Origin of the sequence: Halioglobus sp. HI00S01, from assembly GCF_001635445.1 — a bacterium.
Taxonomy (GTDB): Bacteria; Pseudomonadota; Gammaproteobacteria; order Pseudomonadales; family Halieaceae; genus Halioglobus; species Halioglobus japonicus.
In genome coordinates this window covers 112,075-130,584 of record NZ_LWEE01000025.1, presented here as the reverse complement: position 1 = coordinate 130,584, position 18,510 = coordinate 112,075, and the positions used below count along the sequence as shown (strand labels likewise).

20 protein-coding genes are annotated in these 18,510 nt (G+C 57.6%); 14 read left to right on the top strand and 6 right to left on the bottom strand.

What is annotated here, in order from left to right:
* Window positions 1–91 precede the first annotated feature (91 nt).
* On the bottom strand, window positions 92–547 hold the full coding sequence (locus A3709_RS05550) for a helix-turn-helix domain-containing protein (RefSeq protein WP_082849919.1): 456 nt from the start codon (window positions 545–547) through the stop codon (window positions 92–94).
* Window positions 548–663: 116 nt separating this feature from the next.
* On the opposite strand from A3709_RS05550, the gene A3709_RS05545 reads away from it, so the two are divergent.
* Both A3709_RS05545 and A3709_RS05540 read left to right on the top strand, forming a co-directional pair.
* Complete coding sequence (locus A3709_RS05545; RefSeq protein WP_066051292.1) at window positions 664–1,422, top strand: SDR family NAD(P)-dependent oxidoreductase; 759 nt, start codon at window positions 664–666, stop codon at window positions 1,420–1,422.
* A 23-nt stretch (window positions 1,423–1,445) separates the two neighbouring features.
* Window positions 1,446–2,045 carry a 2-hydroxychromene-2-carboxylate isomerase gene (locus A3709_RS05540; protein ID WP_066051289.1) on the top strand — a complete coding sequence of 200 codons (600 nt, stop codon included), beginning with the start codon at window positions 1,446–1,448 and terminating at the stop codon, window positions 2,043–2,045.
* Window positions 2,046–2,060: 15 nt separating this feature from the next.
* Here A3709_RS05540 and A3709_RS05535 read toward each other — a convergent pair whose 3' ends face one another.
* The 3 genes from A3709_RS05535 to A3709_RS05525 are packed head-to-tail and all read right to left on the bottom strand — an operon-like array spanning window position 2,061 to window position 4,314.
* On the bottom strand, window positions 2,061–2,813 hold the full coding sequence (locus A3709_RS05535) for a sterol desaturase family protein (protein WP_066051286.1): 753 nt from the start codon (window positions 2,811–2,813) through the stop codon (window positions 2,061–2,063).
* A complete protein-coding gene (locus A3709_RS05530; protein ID WP_066051284.1) occupies window positions 2,810–3,211 on the bottom strand; it encodes a carboxymuconolactone decarboxylase family protein in 402 nt (133 codons plus the stop codon). The genes A3709_RS05535 and A3709_RS05530 overlap by 4 nt, the downstream gene beginning before the upstream one ends.
* Window positions 3,208–4,314, bottom strand: a complete 1,107-nt coding sequence (locus tag A3709_RS05525; RefSeq protein ID WP_197484077.1) for a MarR family winged helix-turn-helix transcriptional regulator — start codon at window positions 4,312–4,314, stop codon at window positions 3,208–3,210. Before A3709_RS05525 ends, A3709_RS05530 begins: the two co-directional genes overlap by 4 nt.
* A 55-nt stretch (window positions 4,315–4,369) precedes the next feature.
* Here A3709_RS05525 and A3709_RS05520 point away from each other — a divergent pair, with 55 nt between their 5' ends.
* From A3709_RS05520 to A3709_RS05500, 5 genes are read left to right on the top strand one after another with little or no spacing between them, the layout of a single operon-like run.
* Window positions 4,370–5,260 (top strand): NAD(P)-dependent oxidoreductase, encoded by an 891-nt coding sequence (locus tag A3709_RS05520; protein ID WP_066051279.1) that lies wholly within the window; start codon window positions 4,370–4,372, stop codon window positions 5,258–5,260.
* A gap of 1 nt (window position 5,261) precedes the next feature.
* Window positions 5,262–6,725 carry an aldehyde dehydrogenase family protein gene (locus tag A3709_RS05515; RefSeq protein ID WP_082849916.1) on the top strand — a complete coding sequence of 488 codons (1,464 nt, stop codon included), beginning with the start codon at window positions 5,262–5,264 and terminating at the stop codon, window positions 6,723–6,725.
* The gene (locus tag A3709_RS05510) at window positions 6,722–7,498 is read left to right on the top strand and encodes an SDR family oxidoreductase (protein ID WP_066051273.1); all 777 of its coding nucleotides are present in this window, start codon (window positions 6,722–6,724) and stop codon (window positions 7,496–7,498) included. Before A3709_RS05515 ends, A3709_RS05510 begins: the two co-directional genes overlap by 4 nt.
* A 10-nt stretch (window positions 7,499–7,508) precedes the next feature.
* Window positions 7,509–8,330, top strand: coding sequence for an SDR family oxidoreductase (locus A3709_RS05505; RefSeq protein WP_066051270.1), 822 nt, complete (start codon window positions 7,509–7,511; stop codon window positions 8,328–8,330).
* Window positions 8,331–8,337: 7 nt separating this feature from the next.
* Window positions 8,338–8,754 carry a nuclear transport factor 2 family protein gene (locus A3709_RS05500; RefSeq protein ID WP_082849948.1) on the top strand — a complete coding sequence of 139 codons (417 nt, stop codon included), beginning with the start codon at window positions 8,338–8,340 and terminating at the stop codon, window positions 8,752–8,754.
* On the opposite strand, the gene A3709_RS05495 is transcribed toward A3709_RS05500, so the two are convergent.
* Together A3709_RS05495 and A3709_RS05490 are read right to left on the bottom strand one after the other, a co-directional pair.
* Window positions 8,751–9,653, bottom strand: coding sequence for a DMT family transporter (locus A3709_RS05495; protein ID WP_197484076.1), 903 nt, complete (start codon window positions 9,651–9,653; stop codon window positions 8,751–8,753). The genes A3709_RS05500 and A3709_RS05495 overlap by 4 nt on opposite strands.
* Before the next feature lie 7 nt (window positions 9,654–9,660).
* Window positions 9,661–10,536 (bottom strand): LysR family transcriptional regulator, encoded by an 876-nt coding sequence (locus A3709_RS05490; RefSeq protein ID WP_066051267.1) that lies wholly within the window; start codon window positions 10,534–10,536, stop codon window positions 9,661–9,663.
* A gap of 117 nt (window positions 10,537–10,653) precedes the next feature.
* Here A3709_RS05490 and A3709_RS05485 point away from each other — a divergent pair, with 117 nt between their 5' ends.
* The 7 genes from A3709_RS05485 to A3709_RS05455 are packed head-to-tail and all read left to right on the top strand — an operon-like array spanning window position 10,654 to window position 18,507.
* The gene (locus A3709_RS05485; RefSeq protein ID WP_066051263.1) at window positions 10,654–11,760 is read left to right on the top strand and encodes an S-(hydroxymethyl)glutathione dehydrogenase/class III alcohol dehydrogenase; all 1,107 of its coding nucleotides are present in this window, start codon (window positions 10,654–10,656) and stop codon (window positions 11,758–11,760) included.
* Window positions 11,760–12,593 carry an S-formylglutathione hydrolase gene (gene fghA / locus A3709_RS05480; protein ID WP_066051260.1) on the top strand — a complete coding sequence of 278 codons (834 nt, stop codon included), beginning with the start codon at window positions 11,760–11,762 and terminating at the stop codon, window positions 12,591–12,593. The genes A3709_RS05485 and fghA overlap by 1 nt, the downstream gene beginning before the upstream one ends.
* A 37-nt stretch (window positions 12,594–12,630) precedes the next feature.
* On the top strand, window positions 12,631–13,101 hold the full coding sequence (locus A3709_RS05475; RefSeq protein ID WP_231871110.1) for a formate dehydrogenase subunit gamma: 471 nt from the start codon (window positions 12,631–12,633) through the stop codon (window positions 13,099–13,101).
* A complete protein-coding gene (locus A3709_RS05470; RefSeq protein WP_066051255.1) occupies window positions 13,098–14,636 on the top strand; it encodes an NADH-ubiquinone oxidoreductase-F iron-sulfur binding region domain-containing protein in 1,539 nt (512 codons plus the stop codon). The genes A3709_RS05475 and A3709_RS05470 overlap by 4 nt, the downstream gene beginning before the upstream one ends.
* 1 nt (window position 14,637) lies before the next feature.
* Window positions 14,638–17,487: a formate dehydrogenase subunit alpha gene (gene fdhF, locus A3709_RS05465; RefSeq protein WP_066051252.1), complete on the top strand. Its 2,850-nt coding sequence runs from the start codon at window positions 14,638–14,640 to the stop codon at window positions 17,485–17,487.
* Complete coding sequence (fdhD, locus tag A3709_RS05460; RefSeq protein ID WP_066051250.1) at window positions 17,480–18,277, top strand: formate dehydrogenase accessory sulfurtransferase FdhD; 798 nt, start codon at window positions 17,480–17,482, stop codon at window positions 18,275–18,277. Before fdhF ends, fdhD begins: the two co-directional genes overlap by 8 nt.
* The gene (locus A3709_RS05455) at window positions 18,274–18,507 is read left to right on the top strand and encodes a formate dehydrogenase subunit delta (protein WP_066051247.1); all 234 of its coding nucleotides are present in this window, start codon (window positions 18,274–18,276) and stop codon (window positions 18,505–18,507) included. Before fdhD ends, A3709_RS05455 begins: the two co-directional genes overlap by 4 nt.
* Window positions 18,508–18,510: the final 3 nt, after the last annotated feature.

Genomic DNA, 18,510 nt, shown 5'->3' with positions numbered 1-18,510 from the left:
TCCAGGCAGGTGATTATGTTTGGATTGAGTATAGCGATTATCGCCAATGTTTACAGTGTTAACTCCGGGGCCGCTTAAGCAGTAAGTCCCGTCAGTCTGTTTCGAGGCCCGGCCCGGCCGTGGCGCGGATATCGCGCGGCGCCAGCAGGCGGCCGTCTTCACCTCTGACGCCCATTTTCTGGATCGGTCGGCCGGTTTCGCGATCGACAAACGTCACGCGTTCGCCGCGCGGGTGCGGGCGATGCTTGTCGCCCCAGTGGGTCATCGACAGGAGCACAGGTTGTAACTCCAGTCCCTGGTCGGTGAGCACATAGTCGGTGCGACCATCTTCTTTAGAAGTCCGGCGCGTGAGAATGCCTTCCTCCACCAGCGTATTGAGCCTGGCGGTGAGAATGTTTTTGGAAATGCCCAGGTTGCGCTCGAACTGGGCGAACCGCTTTGAACCAAAGAAAGCGTCGCGCAGTATCAGCAGTGTCCAGCGCTCGCCGATGATATTCAGCGTCTGCGCCAGGGAGCAGTTCATGTGGTCGAAGGTTTTGTATTTCACAGGCCGTCCAACAGTTTCTTCGCGGTGTGGCTTGCATAATACGGTTGCATGATGCAACCTTGCAACTCAAATAAGTTGCATCATGCAACCATATTGCGCATAGCGGAGGAGTGTTCATGAAGCCAGTTTGTCTGATTATTGGTGCGGGAGCCGGTATTGGCGGGAATGTCGGAAAGCGGTTTGCCGCCGCCGGCTACCATGTGGTGTTGTGTCGTCGCAGTGACGAGGAGGGCCTGCAAGCGATGGTGCGTGACATCGAAGCCGCTGGTGGCTCAGCAAGCGGTCGATTACTAAATGCGGCGGCGGAAGACAGTATTGAAGAGTGCGTGGCGGCTGTGGAAGCGGAGCATGGGCCCATTGAGGTGGCGCTTTATAACCTGGGTGCGCAGATCGGCAATCGCTCGCTCGAGGAAACCAGTTATAAAGCCTTCGAACTTGGCTGGCGCCTCGGCACTTTTGGCTTGTTCCGCCTGGCGTCGGTGCTGTGTCCATTTATGGCTCAACGGGGCAAGGGCAGTATTCTGGTCACCTCTGCCACTGCAGCGGTGCGCGGTAACGCAGGGCAGCATTCGCATGCGGCAGCGATGGGTGGCAGGCGTATGCTATGCCAGACACTGAACGCCCAGTACGCCTCACAGGGCGTGCACGTGGCGCATATTCTGGTCGATGGAGCGGTCGACGCGCCTGATACGCTCGGCAAGATGTTGGGCGCTGAAGCTTTCCAGGCCCTGCGCGATGCTCCCGACTACAACCTGATGCAGCCCTCGGAAATGGCCGAGACTTACTTTCATATCGCCCACCAGCACCGCTCCGCCTGGACGCACGAGCTTGATTTGCGCGCCCACAGCGATGTCGCCTGGTGGAATCACGCTTAAACTTTCGATAACGAGGAAACGTTATGTCCAAACTGGAATTCATGTTCGACTTTGCCAGCCCCAATGCCTACTACTGTCAAAAGGTGCTGCCGGGTATTCTCGAGCGAACAGGCGCCGAAATGGAGATCGTGCCGGTGTTGCTGGGTGGCCTGTTCAAGCTTACCGACAATCAGGCGCCGTTTTTGGCCTTTGGTGGCGTGAAGGGCAAGATGGCTTACGAAATGCTGGAGAGCCAGCGTTTTCAGGAAAAACACGGTCTCGATGACTTTGCGTTCAACAGCCATTTTCCCATGAACACCATTACCGTGATGCGCGGTCTGGTCGCCGCCACTGAGCTCGGAGTGCAAGAGGCTTACATTGAAGCGGTGATCACCGCCATGTGGGAACAGGACAAGAAGATGGATGATCCCGAGGTGGTTGCCCAGGTTTGGCGCGACGCTGGGCTGGACGCAGACAAGCTGCTGGAGATGATTCAGGCCGATGCCGTTAAAGATGCACTCAAGGCCAACACCCAGGCCGCTGCTGATCGCGGTGCTTTTGGCGTGCCTACGTTCTTCGTCGGCGATGAGATGTTTTTTGGTAAGGAGCGTCTTGGTCAGGTTGAGGAAGAGCTGAGCAAGTAAACGCTGTGCCCCATCCTATGGGTGGGGCGTTGATTTCTGCTCGAGGGGGTGCGTCTCCAACGTACCGAAGATCCAGTCATACAGCAGGGTGATGGTAGCGAAATTGCCCTTGTGCATGTCCAGATGATGCGCGTCGTGCTTGATGGCAATCCAGCTGAGCATTCTCCATAGAGGCTTGTCAATGTCGATTCGGCAGTGATTGATCTGGTTTAGCTGCGTGTAGATCAGGGTGGTGATGACGATAGTAGCAGCGTTGAACGGCTGCCCTGTTGCGAGTGCATAGCTGGTTGTCACGACATAGAACAGTGCGATTCCCATGAAGATTTCTACCGGATGCAGCAGATAGGAATCGATGGAGCTTACCCTGCTTCGAGCCTGGTGATGAACGGCGTGTACGCGCCTGAGAAAGCCCTGGCCGTGAAAGAGAAAGCGGTGCATCAGGTAGTAGAAGAAGTCGTAAATCATCAAAATCAGAACAACATCCAGCAGTATTTTCCACACCAACTGAGGCTCCAGTGTCACGATGAACGGGAGTATCAGTACGAAAAAGGCCAGGTTAAATGCGAGGCCAATTTTCTGTGAAGTAGGCACGCGATGCTGGTACTTCTGTGCCTTTTCTCGCCACTTCTTTTTGTTCTGGGTTCTGTCTTCATTCCGCGCTCTGGCAATATCAGGAATGGAGAATGCCAGTTTCTGGCCAAGGAAGGTGAACAGCACAACCAGGCCTACGGTGGTGAGCGCCGCCTCCCAGTGATAGGTCAGATTCATGAAGGCGTCTCGCTGGTGTCGTTGTTGGTGATGTCATGCTGAGCTTCGGAAATACCTTCTTCCATCGGGCCCAGCATCGCAGCGGCCCTGGGGTATCCGCAATACTGGGCAATGAACAGATGCAGTTCGCGCATGTCTTCCGGGGTGAGTTCGCCGCGTTTGACGCCTGCTTTGGTCTGAATCTTGAAGGTCTCCTTTTCTCCCTGGGCGGCGATCATGCCGAGCAAGAGAATACGCTTGTCGCGCATCGACAGGGCATCCCTGGTCCAGATCTCCGCAAACAGCGTGGAGAGCATGATGTCGGTAAAAGGGTAGCCTTCTGCGGGCACGACAATGTCGCCCGCGTACACATCCCTGATCGTGCTTTCGCCGATGGCTCGACGCTTTTCATCACTCATGGTGACTTCTCCCCTATTGTTTCAGGCGTTGTCGCGAGAATGCGCTCGGCCAGTTCGCGGGCCCGTTCCGGCCCAAGCTCGCGGTTTAAATTGCGGATAATGACGTCCATCTGATCGCCGTAGGCCTGGCCGAATACATCGCTCTCGAGCTGGAAGACTCGATAAATTTCTGCCATCGCAGCCGTGACCTGGGCAAAGGCTGCCTTGCCCATGAGTAAGGAAAATTCCGTCTTCAGTGTTTGCACAGCAGCTATTGAATCGGCAATCAGCTGTAGGCCTTTTTTAGTGAAAGTTACCACTAGTTGGCGAGCGTCATCCGGGTCGGCGCAGCGTTGGATATAGCCGAGCGTTACCAGTTCGGCAACTGTGGCGCTGATCGCCTGTTTGCTGACATCCTGGTATTCGGCTATTTGCTGGATGCGTCCACCATGCGGGCCGATAGCAATGAGGACCGGACCGAAACTTCGTTTGAGCCTCGGGTGTCCTGAGGCGATTGTCAGCTCCATTAGTTTGTTACTGATGGTGTCTGCCAGTCTGGGCAGCAGGCTGACCAGTGGGCTGTGTGTGCCGATACTGTCCGGTACGAACAGGCCGAGTTTGCGCGATAGCGTTGCCAGGTTTTTTGCGGTGTCATCGAGGGCCGGCTCGCCAATGATGTCTGCCAAACGCGACTGCTGCTGCATTGCCTCGCGTGCACCCTGGCGCGTTATTGATTTGCCGTCGTCAGTGAGCGTAAGCAACTTGGCGCGGCCGTCCTGCGGGTCGGGTGTGCGTTCCACATAGCCCGCGCGTTCGATTTGATTCACTGCCTGGTTTGCAGCCTGGCGTGAGATGCCCAGCCGGGTGGCGATGTCGGACAGTCGGGCACCGTGTTCACCGGCCAGGTTCATATAGGGTTCAAAATTGATGCGGAGTTGGCTGTGTCCGTGCTTTACCGTCAGTGCATTCATGATTTCAGACTGTAGATGAATGCTCACAGCGAGAATGTGCCTGGCAAAGTTGTCCCGGTAGTGACGCAGGAGTGACCGGTGGTTGCTGTTAATCGCTGTGCTCATGGAAATAAAGTAAATCATGGTTGACCTGTAGTCAATTAGGCTTGACATGCGGGAAGGCGCTTTTCTATGCTGCGAAAACATTTTCCCAACAAGCGGAATCAGCATGAGTCTGCAGACACACGTCGGCTACATCGGCCTGGGTAATATCGGCAAGCCGGTGGCTACGCGCTTGATTAGCGATGCCTATTCAGTGCATGTATTTGATGTTGATCAGGAGGCCGTGCAGTCGCTGGTCGAGCAGGGTGCCACAGCCTGTGAGTCACTCGCCGAGCTGGCGTCGCAGTGTGAACATATTGGAGTCTGTGTGCGCGACGACGCACAGGTAGAGAGCTTGCTCTATGGTGATGCTGGTCTTTTGAGTAATGCGGGGGCCAATACGGTTATCGCCATTCACAGTACTGTGACCCAGGAGCGACTGCTCAAGTGGTCAGATGACGCGTCGTCGTGCGGTATCTTTTTGATTGACGCGCCTATGACCGGCGGCGCTCATCGCGCGGAGGCAGGCACGTTGTGCTACATGGTTGGTGGGGATGATGCCATTCTCGATCGCAGCCATCCGATCCTGATGCGTTCCGCAGAAAAAGTGGTTCACGCCGGTGCCGTCGGCGCGGGCATTGCGTTGAAACTCTGTAACAATTTCATTCAGTACACTGAATTCGTCGCTATGGCTGAGGCTACACGGCTGGCAGAGGCCTGCGGACTGTCGGTGGATGTGTTGCGTGATGTTGGTTTGTCCAATGGCGTGGTCAACGAGCAAATGCATATGTTTGTCAGCGCTAGAAACAGTCTGGCCGCATCCGCCAGCGATGAGGATATGCAGCAATTCTTCGGAGCGATGGGCGCTCTGGGGAGCAAGGATCTCGAGTGTGCTATCGCGACGGCGGCCGCACACAGCGTCACGCTGCCCACGGCTGAATATGTGCGCGATCGTATTGAAGATGTTTTTCTGGCCCGTGATGCCTCGCGGCCGGCTCAGGCGGGGGATTGCAGCTGATATGAATGGCGAGGCACGATTGCTCATTGACGGCGAGCTTGTCGAAGCGACGGGCGGTGCCACTTATCCTAATCTCAACCCCGCGACGGAAGAAGTGTTGGGGCAGGTGGCAGATGCCGCTCCCCAGGACATGGAGCAGGCCATTGCTGCAGCGCGGCGAGCATTCGATACGTCTGACTGGTCAACCAACCACGCTTTCAGACACGCGTGTTTGCAGCAACTCAAGGAGGCGCTGGTGTCGTCAATGGATGTGCTTAAGCAGCAAATTGCAGCTGAAACTGGCGCACCACTGGGTATCTGTGGCCAGTCGGGGCCACAATGTGAACTGCCAATTGCGTTTATTGACTACACATTGGCGTCCTTGCCTGATTACCCCTGGAGCCGGGATCTTGGTGTGAACGAGATCATGGGAGGCAAAAACAAGCGTCTGGTGGAGAAGGAGGCTATCGGCGTAGTTGCCGCCATATCCCCATGGAATGTGCCGCTACAAATTAACCTCGCCAAGTGCATACCCGCGTTGGCTGCTGGTTGCACCGTGGTTCTGAAAGCTGCGCCGGATACACCCTGGTCAGCGACGATGCTGGGGCGCATCGTCGCCGAGCAAACGGATATTCCCGCCGGGGTGTTTAACGTTATTACCGCAAAGGATCCGGCTGAATTAGGAGATATGCTAGTCGCGGACCCACGAGTAGATATGGTGTCCTTTACCGGTTCGACGGCAGTTGGAAAGCGCATTATGGCGCGTGCTTCGGATACCGTTAAAAAGGTGTTTCTTGAGCTGGGAGGCAAGTCCGCCAATATCATTCTCGATGATGCCGATTTTGATACCAGTCTGCTTAGCGCGTTGGCGGTCTGTTTTCACGCAGGGCAGGGCTGTGCACTTAACACGCGCCTGCTGGTGCCCGGGCACAGGCAGCAAGAGGTTGAAGAGCGTTTGCAAACTTACTTCGGGTTTATCAGCTACGGTGACCCCTCCTCGGAAAGTGAGATTATGGGACCGCTGATCAACGAGCGGCAGCGGCAGCGCGTGTTGAGCTATATCGAAAGCGGCAGACAGGAAGGTGCTCGGGTACTGCTGGGAGGCGGTATCCCTCAGACATTGAAGAAAGGCTATTACGTTGAGCCCACGGTGTTTGTGGATGTCACCAACGATATGGTCATAGCCCGGGAAGAAATTTTCGGCCCGGTATTGTGCGTCATCGCTTATGACGATGAAGAGGATGCAATCCGCATCGCCAATGATTCCGAATTCGGCCTCTCCGGCAGCGTCTGGTCTGGAAGCGAAGAGCGTGCACTGGCAGTAGCCCGCCGGATTCGCACCGGAACGATTAATGTCAACGGCGGAAATTTCTACGGTCCCGACGCGCCGTTCGGCGGATATAAACAAAGCGGCATAGGCCGCGAGATGGGGCGTGAAGGTTTCGAGGAATATCTGGAAACAAAGACAATAGCGATAGCAGTATGAGTAATGCACTAGAAAATAAGGTTTATATCGTCACCGGGGGTTCCCAGGGTTTTGGTCTTGCGATAGCAAAGAGTCTGGTGGCGCAGGGTGCCCGGGTTGGTCTTGTATCGCGCAGCCAGCAGGGGCTGGATGCGGCAGTCAGCGAGCTCGGTGCCGAGCGGGCTATCGGCGTTTCGGCTGAGGTTAGCAGCCCGGGTGCGGTGCGCGATGCGTTTACCGACATCAAACAGCATTTCGGGCGTCTCGATGGTCTGGTCAACAACGCGGGGCTCGCAAGGCCCAATGCTGTCGAGCATCTGGTTGAAGAAGAAGTGGTGATGCAGGTGCACACCAACTTCCTCGGTGTTGTTTTCTCCAGTCAAGCGGCCATTCCCCTGTTACGAGGGGGCGAGGCGCCACGCATCGTGAACATTTCTTCCGCGTCTGCCCATCACTACGACGAAATGTGCCATCTATCAGTCTATGCCGCGACCAAGGCAGCGGTGGAGCGTTTCAGTCGTGATCTGCGGACAGAGCTTCAGGCTGATGGCATCGGTGTCACCTGTATTCGACCTGGTGCCGCCGCCACAAATTTTGCCCAGGGTTGGAATGTCGATGCCATTGTGGCCGGTCTAGAGGCCTGGTCGCATGTAGGTACCTACATGGACGTGGGTATGGAGGCAGGGCAAGTCGGCGATGCTGTCGCTTATGCGTTGGCGTTGCCAGGTGGTGTGGCTGTGGACTTGTTGGAGATTCGGCCTAACATCCCCACACCCAAAAATTCGCAGACCTAAGGGGGCAGGGATGTCAGCGTTACTGGGATATCAGGGCAAGCGCATCGTCATTACCGGCGCAGCTTCGGGAATGGGGCAGGCCGCGGCGCACATGCTCTCCGAACTCGGCGCAGAGGTTTACGCACTGGACATAGCGCCAGTGATGACGTCGGTTTACTCAGCGCTCATGATGGATATGCAAGACGCTGCAAGTATAGATGCAGGCCTGCAGCAGCTTCCCGACAGGGTGGATGCACTATTCAATTGCGCAGGTGTCCCCAGTCCACCATTTTCAGCAGAAGAAACAGTGCTGATTAATTTTTGTGGCATGCGCTACCTGACTGAGAAGTTGTTGCCGCGCATGACCGAGGGCGGCGCGATTGCCTCTATTGCTTCAACCGCCGGCATGGGGTGGAGAAATCACTTGGACAGCGTCAAAGCGTTTCTGGCCCTCGAACCAGACTTCGAGTCGGCGCGAGCATGGATGGTAGCCAACCCCGAAGTGTGTGCAGATGGCTACGGTTTTTCCAAGCAGTGCATGATCGTCTATACGATGCAGCAGGCGGCTGTGTTGGCGGGTAGGGGGATAAGAATCAATGCGATATCGCCGTCGCCAACGGCCAGTGGTTTCATGGACAAGCTCACGGGGGAAGGCCAGATGCCGGCAGAGGCCATCGATTTGTTCCTGCCCGCTAATGGACGATATGCCTCAGGGGCAGAGATGGCTCAGCCACTGGTGTGGCTAAACAGTGCTATGGCGGAGTTTGTCAGCGGCGTAAACCTGCCTGTCGACTTCGGCTATTGTGCCGAAGTATTTACAGGCACCCGGGATAATTTACTGAACATTAGCTGAGGTGACGGTGACTACCATTGAACGTAACAAGCAACGCACGCTGGAATTCTTCGATGCCATGCAGCGGGGTGATGGTGAGGCGATTGCCAATGCCTATTGTGATGAAGGTCGGGTTGTCACGATGGGACAAACCCTGATCTCGGGATCGCGCAGAAAGGAGGAAATTCGCCAGTTCGCGTCCGGGGTGTTGGATGCTTTTCCCGAGGGATTGGCCTTTAATGTTGTCGGTATGATTGCCGAGGGTGATCGGGTGGCCGTTGAGGCGGTGTCTGACGGCATGCACGTGTCCGGTCAGCAATACAGCAATGCCTACCATTTTCTGCTGACATGGCGCGACGATGGCCTGCTCGAGTTGAAGGAGTACATGGATACCGAGCTGGTGACGGACATCCTGTGCGGCGGCCAACGCCCCGGCGCTATCTAGACCGCGGTACTCTCCACATGTTCAGCGTCATTGGGTCTTAACCGCGCTGCGATCAGGCAGCCGGCGACAATAAGCGCCGTGCCCGATATCGTTACCAGCGTGAGTCGCTCGCCGTACATAAACCAGCCCAGCAGTGACGCCCAGACAAACGCCGTGTACTCCACGGGAATTAGCGCTTTCGCCTCGGCCCGGGCGTATGCCCAGGAGAGACACATCAGCGAAGCGACGCCCAGCGCTGCAGTGAGCGTTAGTACAGGCCATTGATGCAATTGCGGAACCACGGCCAGGAAAGGTGCGAATAGCAGGTAAATGCACGTCACTGTCCCGTTCTGGAACAGGGAGATCTCCACCGGGTTGGCAATAAGCGCCTGCTGGCGTTGCAGAATCAGGTTGTAAGCGTAGAGCGTGGCGGACAATAGAATCGCTACAACACCTTTGGCCGCTTCCGGGCTGTAGTCACCGCTGAGTTTGCCTTGGATGATGACAATGGCCCCGGCCAGTCCCAATAAGGAGGCGATGATTGTCTGGCGGTTAATGGTTTCCCCAAGTAGTAATGCGGCTAGGTACAAGGCGATCAATGGCGCTATAAACGACAGCGCAATGGCTTCGGCGAGGGGGATAAACACCAGCCCCCAGAAAAACAGGTAAGCCATCACGGAGGTAATCAGCCCCCGCCAGAGATGAATCCGCAGCGCAGCCCGGCCCGGCAACGAGCAGCGTTTGAGAGAGAACAGTAAGAGCGCCAGGCAGGCGGCAATGCCTGTCCGCCAGAGCAGTGCGTTGTACACACCCATCTCGATGGACAGTCCTTTCATCAGCGCGTCCATGCCGGCAAACGTAGCCATTCCCAGCATGGCGGCTGAGATCGGCAGGGCAGGATTGACGCCGGCGACGGTCACGGTTCATTCAATCCAGGTGGTCTGCCAGAAAGCTCACAAACAAACGCACCTTGGCCGACAGGTGACGATTATGCGGATACACAGCCCACACTCCGGTGTCGGTAGGGGTGCAGTGATCGAGCACACTGAGTAGCGTGCCTGCGGCGATGTCCTGATCCACATAAAACGACGGCAGTTGCACCAAGCCCATGCCGGCGAGAGCGGCGTGCCGCAGCGCCCGGCCATTGTTGCTGCGCCAGTTGCCGGCAACGCGCAGATCGATGTGGCGGTTGTTGTCCCGGAAGCGCCAGGTATCGAGTGTGCCCAGCAGGCAATTGTGATTAGTGAGCGCGTCGACGCTGGAGGGTTCACCATAGCGTTCGAGGTAGGCCGGTGCTGCGCAGGTGGTCAATCGGCGCGAACTGATGCGGCGGGCAATGAGTGAGGAATCCTTCAGAGTACCGGCCCGGATAGCAATGTCGTAGCCCTCCGAGATCAGGTCGATCAGACGATTGCTGAAATCCAGCTCTACAGTGAGGTCAGGATACTGGGCCATGAAAGCGATGGCCGCAGGGGCGATAAAGTCTTCGCCGAAAGCGCCAGCGACGGAAACCCGTAAGATGCCGCGGGGTTTGGCCTGCTGGTCCTGTACCGCGCGCTCCGCCTCATCGAGGTTGCCGACGATATCTTGGCACTGCAAATAGAATGCCTGGCCCACCTCGGTGGTCGACACCTTACGGGTGGTGCGCAACAGTAACTGGGCCCCCAGGCGGTTCTCGAGGGCGCTCACCTGGCGACTCACATGCGAGCGGGAGACGCCAAGATCCTCGGCTGCGCGGCTAAAGCTCTGAAAGCGCACAACGCGCTCAAAGGCTTCTATACTTTCCCAGCGATGGCCTGACAAAGTGAATGTCCTGATTGTTTCTGTATGGCAACAGTTAGATGCAAGATAGGCTATTTATCTTACTAACTGCAACTATTTTAATAAGGGCATCCAATCAAGCAATCGAGGGTCGATAAGATGAAAACACGTGCTGCAGTCGCTTTTGGTGCAGGCCAACCGCTGGAAATCTGTGAGGTAGACCTGGAGGGGCCCCGGGCGGGCGAGGTGCTAGTGGAGATCAAGGCCACCGGCGTCTGTCACACGGATGCGTTCACCCTGTCGGGTGATGATCCGGAGGGCGCATTCCCCGCTATTCTCGGCCACGAAGGCGCCGGTGTCGTGGTTGACGTCGGCCCAGGTGTTACGTCGGTAAAGCCGGGAGATCACGTCATTCCTCTGTACACGCCGGAATGCCGCACGTGTGATTTTTGTCTGCACCCCAAAACCAATCTGTGCCAGTCCATTCGTGAAACACAGGGCCAGGGTGTTATGCCGGACGGCTCAAGCCGTTTCTCCCTGGATGGTAAACCGATTCTGCACTACATGGGTTGCTCGACTTTTTCCAACTACACCGTGCTGCCCGAAATAGCGGTGGCCAAGGTCCGCGAAGACGCTCCCTTCGACAAGATCTGTTATATCGGCTGTGGTGTGACCACGGGTATCGGCGCAGTTGCCTTTACGATGAAAGTGGAACCGGGTTCGACTGTGGCGGTATTTGGCCTCGGGGGGATTGGCCTTAACGTTATCCAGGGTGCAAAGATGGTCGGCGCCACGCGTATCATCGGCATCGATCTCAATCCTTCCAAGGTGGAATTGGCGACCAAGTTTGGTATGACAGACTTCATCAACCCCAGTGAGGTGGATGATGTGGTGGGCCACATCGTGGAGATTACCGGTGGCGGTGTGGATTACAGCTTTGAGTGTATTGGCAATGTTGAGGTCATGCGTCAGGCGCTGGAGTGCTGCCACAAGGGCTGGGGCGAAAGCTGCATTGTCGGGGTTGCCGGCGCGGGCAAGGAAATCTCCACGCGTCCGTTCCAGCTGGTGACAGGGCGTTCCTGGAAAGGCACTGCGTTTGGCGGTGCCCGTGGGCGCACCGACGTGCCAAGAATTGTCGACTGGTATATGGAGGGCAGAATCAATATTGATGATCTGATTACCCACACCATGCCATTGGACGATATCAACAAAGCCTTTGACCTGATGCACTCCGGTGAAAGCATCCGCTCGGTGGTGGAGTACTGATGGAGCAGATTGCAGAGAACCGCTGTTTTGGCGGGCGTCAGCTGCGCTACCGACACCCTTCGGTAACGCTTGGCTGTGAGATGGTGTTCGCCGTCTATCTGCCGCCGCAGGCAGAGGCTGGGCCTGTGCCGGTGTTGTACTGGCTTTCCGGTCTGACCTGTACCGACGAGAATTTCGTGACCAAGGCGGGGGCACAGCGTTACGCCGCGGAGCACGGCATTGCCATCGTGGCGCCCGATACCAGCCCTCGTGGTGACGGCGTTGCGGATGATCCCGACGGTGCTTATGACTTCGGGTTAGGTGCCGGCTTCTATGTCAATGCAACCCAGGCACCCTACGCAGCTCACTACCGTATGTACGACTACGTGGTCGACGAGTTGCCGGCGCTGGTGGAAGCCGAGCTGCCTCTGGATTCCGCGCGAAGGGCGATATCCGGGCATTCCATGGGCGGTCACGGCGCGCTGACTATTGCCCTTAAAAACCCTGGGCGCTATCAGTCGGTGTCTGCGTTCTCACCCATTTGCTCGCCGCTCAATTGCCCCTGGGGTGAGAAAGCGCTGTCGGGATATCTCGGCGATGATCGCACTACCTGGCGCGATTACGACGCGACTGATCTGGTTGGTAGAGCTCAGGAGCAATTACCGGTGCTGGTCGACCAGGGTGAGGCGGATGATTTCCTGGTAGAGCAACTGAAACCGGAGCTGCTGGTCACCGCGAGCGAAGCGGCGGGCTACCCGATCACGATTCGCACGCAGCCCGGCTATGACCACAGTTACTATTTTATCGCCAGTTTTATCGGCGAACACCTGGCCTTTCACGCGGCAAACCTCTGAGTAGCGCGTCGCTAACATCATGTCGGGAGGAGAGCATTTGCAAGACCAAGCCCTGCTGGACCAGATTTTGACGTGCCATCGCAACGAGCCTGGCGGTTTGCTTCCTGTGCTGCGTGATCTGCAAGACGGATTGGGCTTTGTTCCCGAGGAAAGTTATCTGGCGATTGCCGAGGCGCTCAATATATCCGTTGCGGAAGTCCACGGTGTGGTGAGTTTCTACCATGACTTCCGCACTGAGCCTGCGGGGGCGTGTGTCATCCAGGTCTGTCAGGCAGAGTCCTGCCAGGCCTGCGGCTCTCGAGAGCTGACCGCGCATGCGGAACAGCGTCTGGGTGTCGCCCTGGGCGAGACGCGCGCTGACGGTGCTGTCACGCTGGAGCCCGTGTATTGTCTGGGTAATTGTGCCTGCTCACCGGCGATTGCCATCGATCAGCAAAGCCATGCGCTCGTCGACAAGGCGCGCTTCGACGCTCTGACGACACAGTGGGCGCAGGAGAGCGACACGTGACGCGACGATATTTCCTACCGGCCGATACCACCGCTGGTGCTCTCGGCGCGGACGCGCTTGCAGAGCAGTTACAAGGTGCATTGCACGAGGGCGAGACGGTCGTTCGCAATGGCTCCCGAGGCGCGTTCTGGTTGGAGCCACTGCTCGAAGTAGAGGAGGGCGGCGAACGCATTGCGTTTGGTCCGCTGGACGGGCGGCAACTCGGAGAGTTACTGGCGACTGACTATACCCAGTGGCGCGAGCACGAAAGCTGTTTGGGGCCAGTGGCGCAATTACCCTGGTTCAAGGCCCAAACGCGACTCACCTTTAAGCGTGCTGGTATTGACGACCCGTTGTGCCTGGATGGCTACCTTGCGCAGCAGGGCTTTGAAGGGCTGGAGCACGCCCTGCATCTGGCGCCTGAAGACATTGTTGAAGAAGTTCTGCGCTCCGGTCTGCGCGGTCGCGGCGGAGCCGCCTTTCCAGCCGGTATTAAGTGGCGCACCGTTGCCGAGGCCAGTGCAGAGCAGAAGTACATCGTGTGCAATGCCGATGAAGGTGACTCCGGTACCTTTGCGGACCGTCTACTCATGGAAGCCGACCCGTATCAGTTGATCGAAGGAATGGCGATAGCAGGGCTGGCGGTGGGCGCCACGCGCGGCTACATCTACCTGCGGTCTGAGTACCCGCGGACCTGGGAAGTCCTGCACAGAGCGATTGCCAAGGCGGAGGCTGCCGGCTACCTCGGGGATAATATAAGCAATAGCAATCGTGCGTTTCATCTTGAGCTGCGCATTGGGGCGGGCGCCTACATCTGTGGCGAAGAGACGGCCATGCTTGAAAGCCTTGAAGGCAAGCGAGGCATGGTCAGAGCGAAACCACCGCTGCCGGCACTGGAGGGACTGTTTGGCCAGCCCACCGTGGTGAACAATGTACTGACGCTGGCGGCCGTATCGACGGTGCTCGCAGACGGCGCCGAAGCTTATGCTGCGCTTGGCATAGAACGCTCCAAGGGTACCCTGTGTTTGCAACTGGCGGGGAATACCAAGCGCGGTGGTTTGCTCGAGGTCCCCTTCGGAATGAGTGTGCGCGAAGTGGTGGAGCAACTGGGCGGGGGAACCCGCAGCGGACGGCCCATTAAAGCGATTCAGGCGGGTGGGCCCCTCGGCGCGTACCTGCCGGAGTCAGCCTGGGATACTCCTCTGGACTACGAGGCGTTTGCAGGAATAGGCGGCATGCTGGGTCACGGCGGTCTGGTGGTGTTTGACGATACCGCGGACATGGCTGCACAGGCGCGATTTGCGATGGCATTCTGCGCTGAGGAAAGCTGTGGCAAGTGCACGCCTTGTCGGGTTGGCTCAACCCGTGGGGTTGAGGTGATCGACAAAATCATTGCGCGCGAAAATCCGACGGCCAACATGACGTTGTTGGAGGATCTCTGCGATACCATGGAACATGCCTCACTGTGCGCCATGGGCGGGCTTACACCGCACCCGGTGCGCAGTGCCATGACGTATTTCCCCGAGGATTTCTGTAAGGATGTCGGCGAGGTGTGACATGCTGAAATATTACGAACCCCAGAAAGATTTTGGTACACCGCCAGCCAGTAGCGATGCACAGGTGTCGCTCACTATCGACGGTGTTGCCATCAAGGTGCCAGAAGGTACCTCTGTGATGCGCGCCGCCGCGCTGGCCGGTATCAAGGTGCCGAAACTGTGTGCCACAGACAGCGTCGATGCATTCGGATCCTGTCGCGTGTGCATGGTTGAAATCGATGGGCGGCGCGGCTACCCGGCTTCTTGCACAACGCCGGCGGAGGAGGGCATGTCGGTCAGCACCCAGACGCCTAAGCTGGCAAATCTGCGGCGAAATGTCATGGAGCTGTATATCTCCGATCACCCACTGGATTGTCTGACCTGCCCTGCTAATGGCGACTGCGAACTGCAGGACACCGCCGGTGAGCTTGGCCTGCGTGAAGTGCGCTACGGCTTCGAGGGTGAAAATCACCTGTCCGCCGAAAAGGACCAGAGCAACCCCTACTTCACCTTCGACCCCAGCAAATGCATTGTGTGTTCGCGCTGTGTGCGCGCCTGTGAGGAAGTTCAGGGCACGTTCGCACTGACGATCGAAGGGCGCGGATTTGATTCCAAAGTCAGTGCCGGCGGGGCCGATTTTATCGCGTCTGACTGCGTCTCCTGCGGCGCCTGTGTAGACGCCTGTCCCACCGCGACGCTGACTGAGAACAGTATTATCGAACAGGGCATACCTGAGCACAGCGTGGTGACGACCTGCGCCTATTGCGGTGTGGGTTGTTCACTGCGCGCAGAGGTTAAAGGCAATACGGTGGTGCGCATGACACCCTGGAAAGACGGGGCCGCCAACGAGGGCCACGCCTGTGTAAAGGGTCGCTTTGCCTGGGGCTATGCCACCCATGGTGATCGTATTACCTCGCCGATGATACGCGACAGCATTGACGATGCCTGGCGCGAAGTGTCCTGGGATGAGGCGGTCAATTTTGCGGCCAGTCGTTTCCGCGACATCCAACAACGCCACGGGCGCAATGCGATTGGCGCCATTACCTCCAGCCGCTGCACCAACGAAGAAGTGTATCTGGTACAGAAGCTGGTGCGAGCGGGCTTCGGCAACAACAATGTCGATACCTGCGCCAGGGTCTGCCACTCGCCCACCGGCTATGGACTGAAAACTACGCTGGGTGAATCAGCTGGCACCCAGACTTTTGCCTCCGTGGCCAAGGCCGATGTGATTATGGTCATGGGCTCCAATCCCACCGAGGCTCATCCGGTGTTCGGTTCTCGCTTGAAGAAACGCCTGCGCGATGGCGCTAAACTCATTGTTATTGATCCACGCAGTATTGAGTTGGTGGCTACGCCACATATTCGTGCCGATTATCATTTGCCGGTGAATCCCGGTTGCAATGTTGCGGTGCTCAACGCCATGGCGCATGTCATCGCCACCGAGGCGCTCTACGATGCTGACTATGTAGCGGCACGCTGTGACAGTGCTGCCTTTGCGCAGTGGTTCGAGTTTATCTGCAGCGATGAACATTCTCCTGAAGCGCTCGCCGAGACCACGGGCGTGGAAGCGCAAACATTGCGGGCTGCGGCCCGTCTGTATGCCAATGCTGGCAATGGTGCGATTTACTACGGGCTCGGCGTGACCGAACATAGCCAGGGATCGACGGCCGTGATGGGGATTGCCAATCTTGCGATGCTCACTGGCAATCTCGGTCGCGAGGGCGTGGGCGTCAATCCCATGCGTGGTCAGAACAACGTGCAAGGCTCCTGCGATATGGGCTCGTTTCCGCACGAATTGCCCGGATATCGGCACCTCTCAGATGCTGTAACCCGTAGCCTGTTCGAGGAGGCCTGGCAGGTTGAACTGGACCCCAACCCGGGTATGCGCATACCCAATATGTTTGACGCAGCGGTCGATGGCGAGTTTCGCGGCCTCTATTGCCAGGGCGAGGATGTCGCGCAGTCTGATCCCAATACACATCATATCGAGGCGGCCTTGCGCGGCCTGGAGTGCCTGGTGGTGCAGGACATTTTTCTCAACGAAACCGCCAAGTATGCCCATGTGTTCTTGCCCGGTGCCTCCTTCCTGGAAAAAGACGGTACGTTCATTAATGCCGAGCGGCGTATCTCACCGGTACGCAAAGTCATGCCGCCGCTGTCAGGCAAAGCAGACTGGGAGGCCACCATGGCGTTCGCCAATGCACTGGGTTACCCCATGGACTATGCACACCCCTCGGAGATAATGGATGAGATCGCCGCGCTCACCCCGACCTTCAACGGCGTGAGTTATGCCAAGCTCGACCAACTTGGCAGTATTCAGTGGCCCTGCAACGAGGAAGCACCTGAGGGCACGCCTACGATGCATGTCGACAGCTTTGTCCGCGGCGAGGGTTACTTTGCTATCACTGAATTTGTCCCAACCGATGAGCGCGCCAATCGTCGCTTTCCGTTGCTGCTTACCACGGGGCGCATTCTCAGCCAGTACAACGTGGGTGCGCAGACGCGCCGTACGGCCAATACCGTTTGGCACGATGAGGATATCCTGGAGATTCATCCCCACGATGCACAGGAGCGGGGGATTTGCGACGGCGACTGGCTGGGCATCCAAAGCCGGGCCGGCGACACAGTGCTGCGTGCGCGACTGTCAGAGAGTGTGAAGCCTGGCGTCGTGTATACGACGTTTCACCATCCGTTCTCTGGTGCCAATGTGGTGACCACCGACAATTCCGACTGGGCGACCAATTGCCCCGAGTACAAGGTGACAGCTGTACAGGTTACCAAGGTGACAGCGCCCTCAGCCTGGCAGGCACGGCAGCGCGCTTTTGGCGAGCGCCAGCAGGCCTTACTCGCAAAAGCGCGGGTCGATGCCTGAGCGCATCGAGAAAGTCGGTCGCTATCAGTGGCGCGATGGCAGCGGCGAGTATGACACCGATGAAGTCGTAGTAGAGCTGCCTGTGGCGTTAAGCTACAACGGTATTTCCCATGCGGTCATGATGACGACGCCGACGGACCTCGCAGACTTCGCTCTAGGGTTCAGTGTGTCCGAGGGTATTTTGTCGGGCCCGCAGCAATTATTGGGGCTGGATATTGTCGAGCGCGAGCAGGGGTTGGAAATAGCCATGGAGATTACTGCAGGTGCGTTTGCAGGTCTCAAGGATAAACGCCGAACACTGGCGGGTCGCAGCGGTTGTGGTCTGTGCGGAAAGGAGTCACTGGAGGCCCTGAGTTTTACACCGGCGCCTCTACCTTCCACGCTGACGATAGCGCACCAGGCCTTGCAATTAGCACAGCAGACGCTGCAGCGCGAACAACCCCTGAAAGCGGTCACCGGCGGTGTGCATGGCGCGGCGTGGTGTGATCCCGACGGCAGTATCGTCCTGGTACGCGAGGATGTTGGACGTCACAACGCATTGGACAAACTCCTCGGCGCTTTATGCCGATCCGATCGCGGGCAGGGCTTTGTGGTTGTAACCAGCCGCGCAAGCTACGAAATGGTCATCAAGGCAGCGGCCTGTGGCGTCGAGCTGTTAGCGGCGGTTTCCGCGCCCACCGCACTGGCCGTGGAGCAAGCCCGGGCTGCCGGCATGAGTCTGGTGGGCTATTTGCAGCAGGGCAGGCACGCGGTTTATACCGGGGACCATCGAGTGGAGGACAAAAAATGACCACGGCGGGACAAACCGCGCATCTGGTGAAAATGGCCAATCAGATTGCACTGAACTTTGGCGAGCGCAGGGACTCCAAGCTCGCAGCGCAACGCACGGTGCAACATCTGGAGAAATTCTGGACACCGGCCATGCGTGAACAATTGTCAGCATACGCCACGTCCGACGGTGAAGCATTGTCGCCGGATCTGGTGCAGGCGCTGGCAGAAACGCCCAACACACTCAGGTAGTCT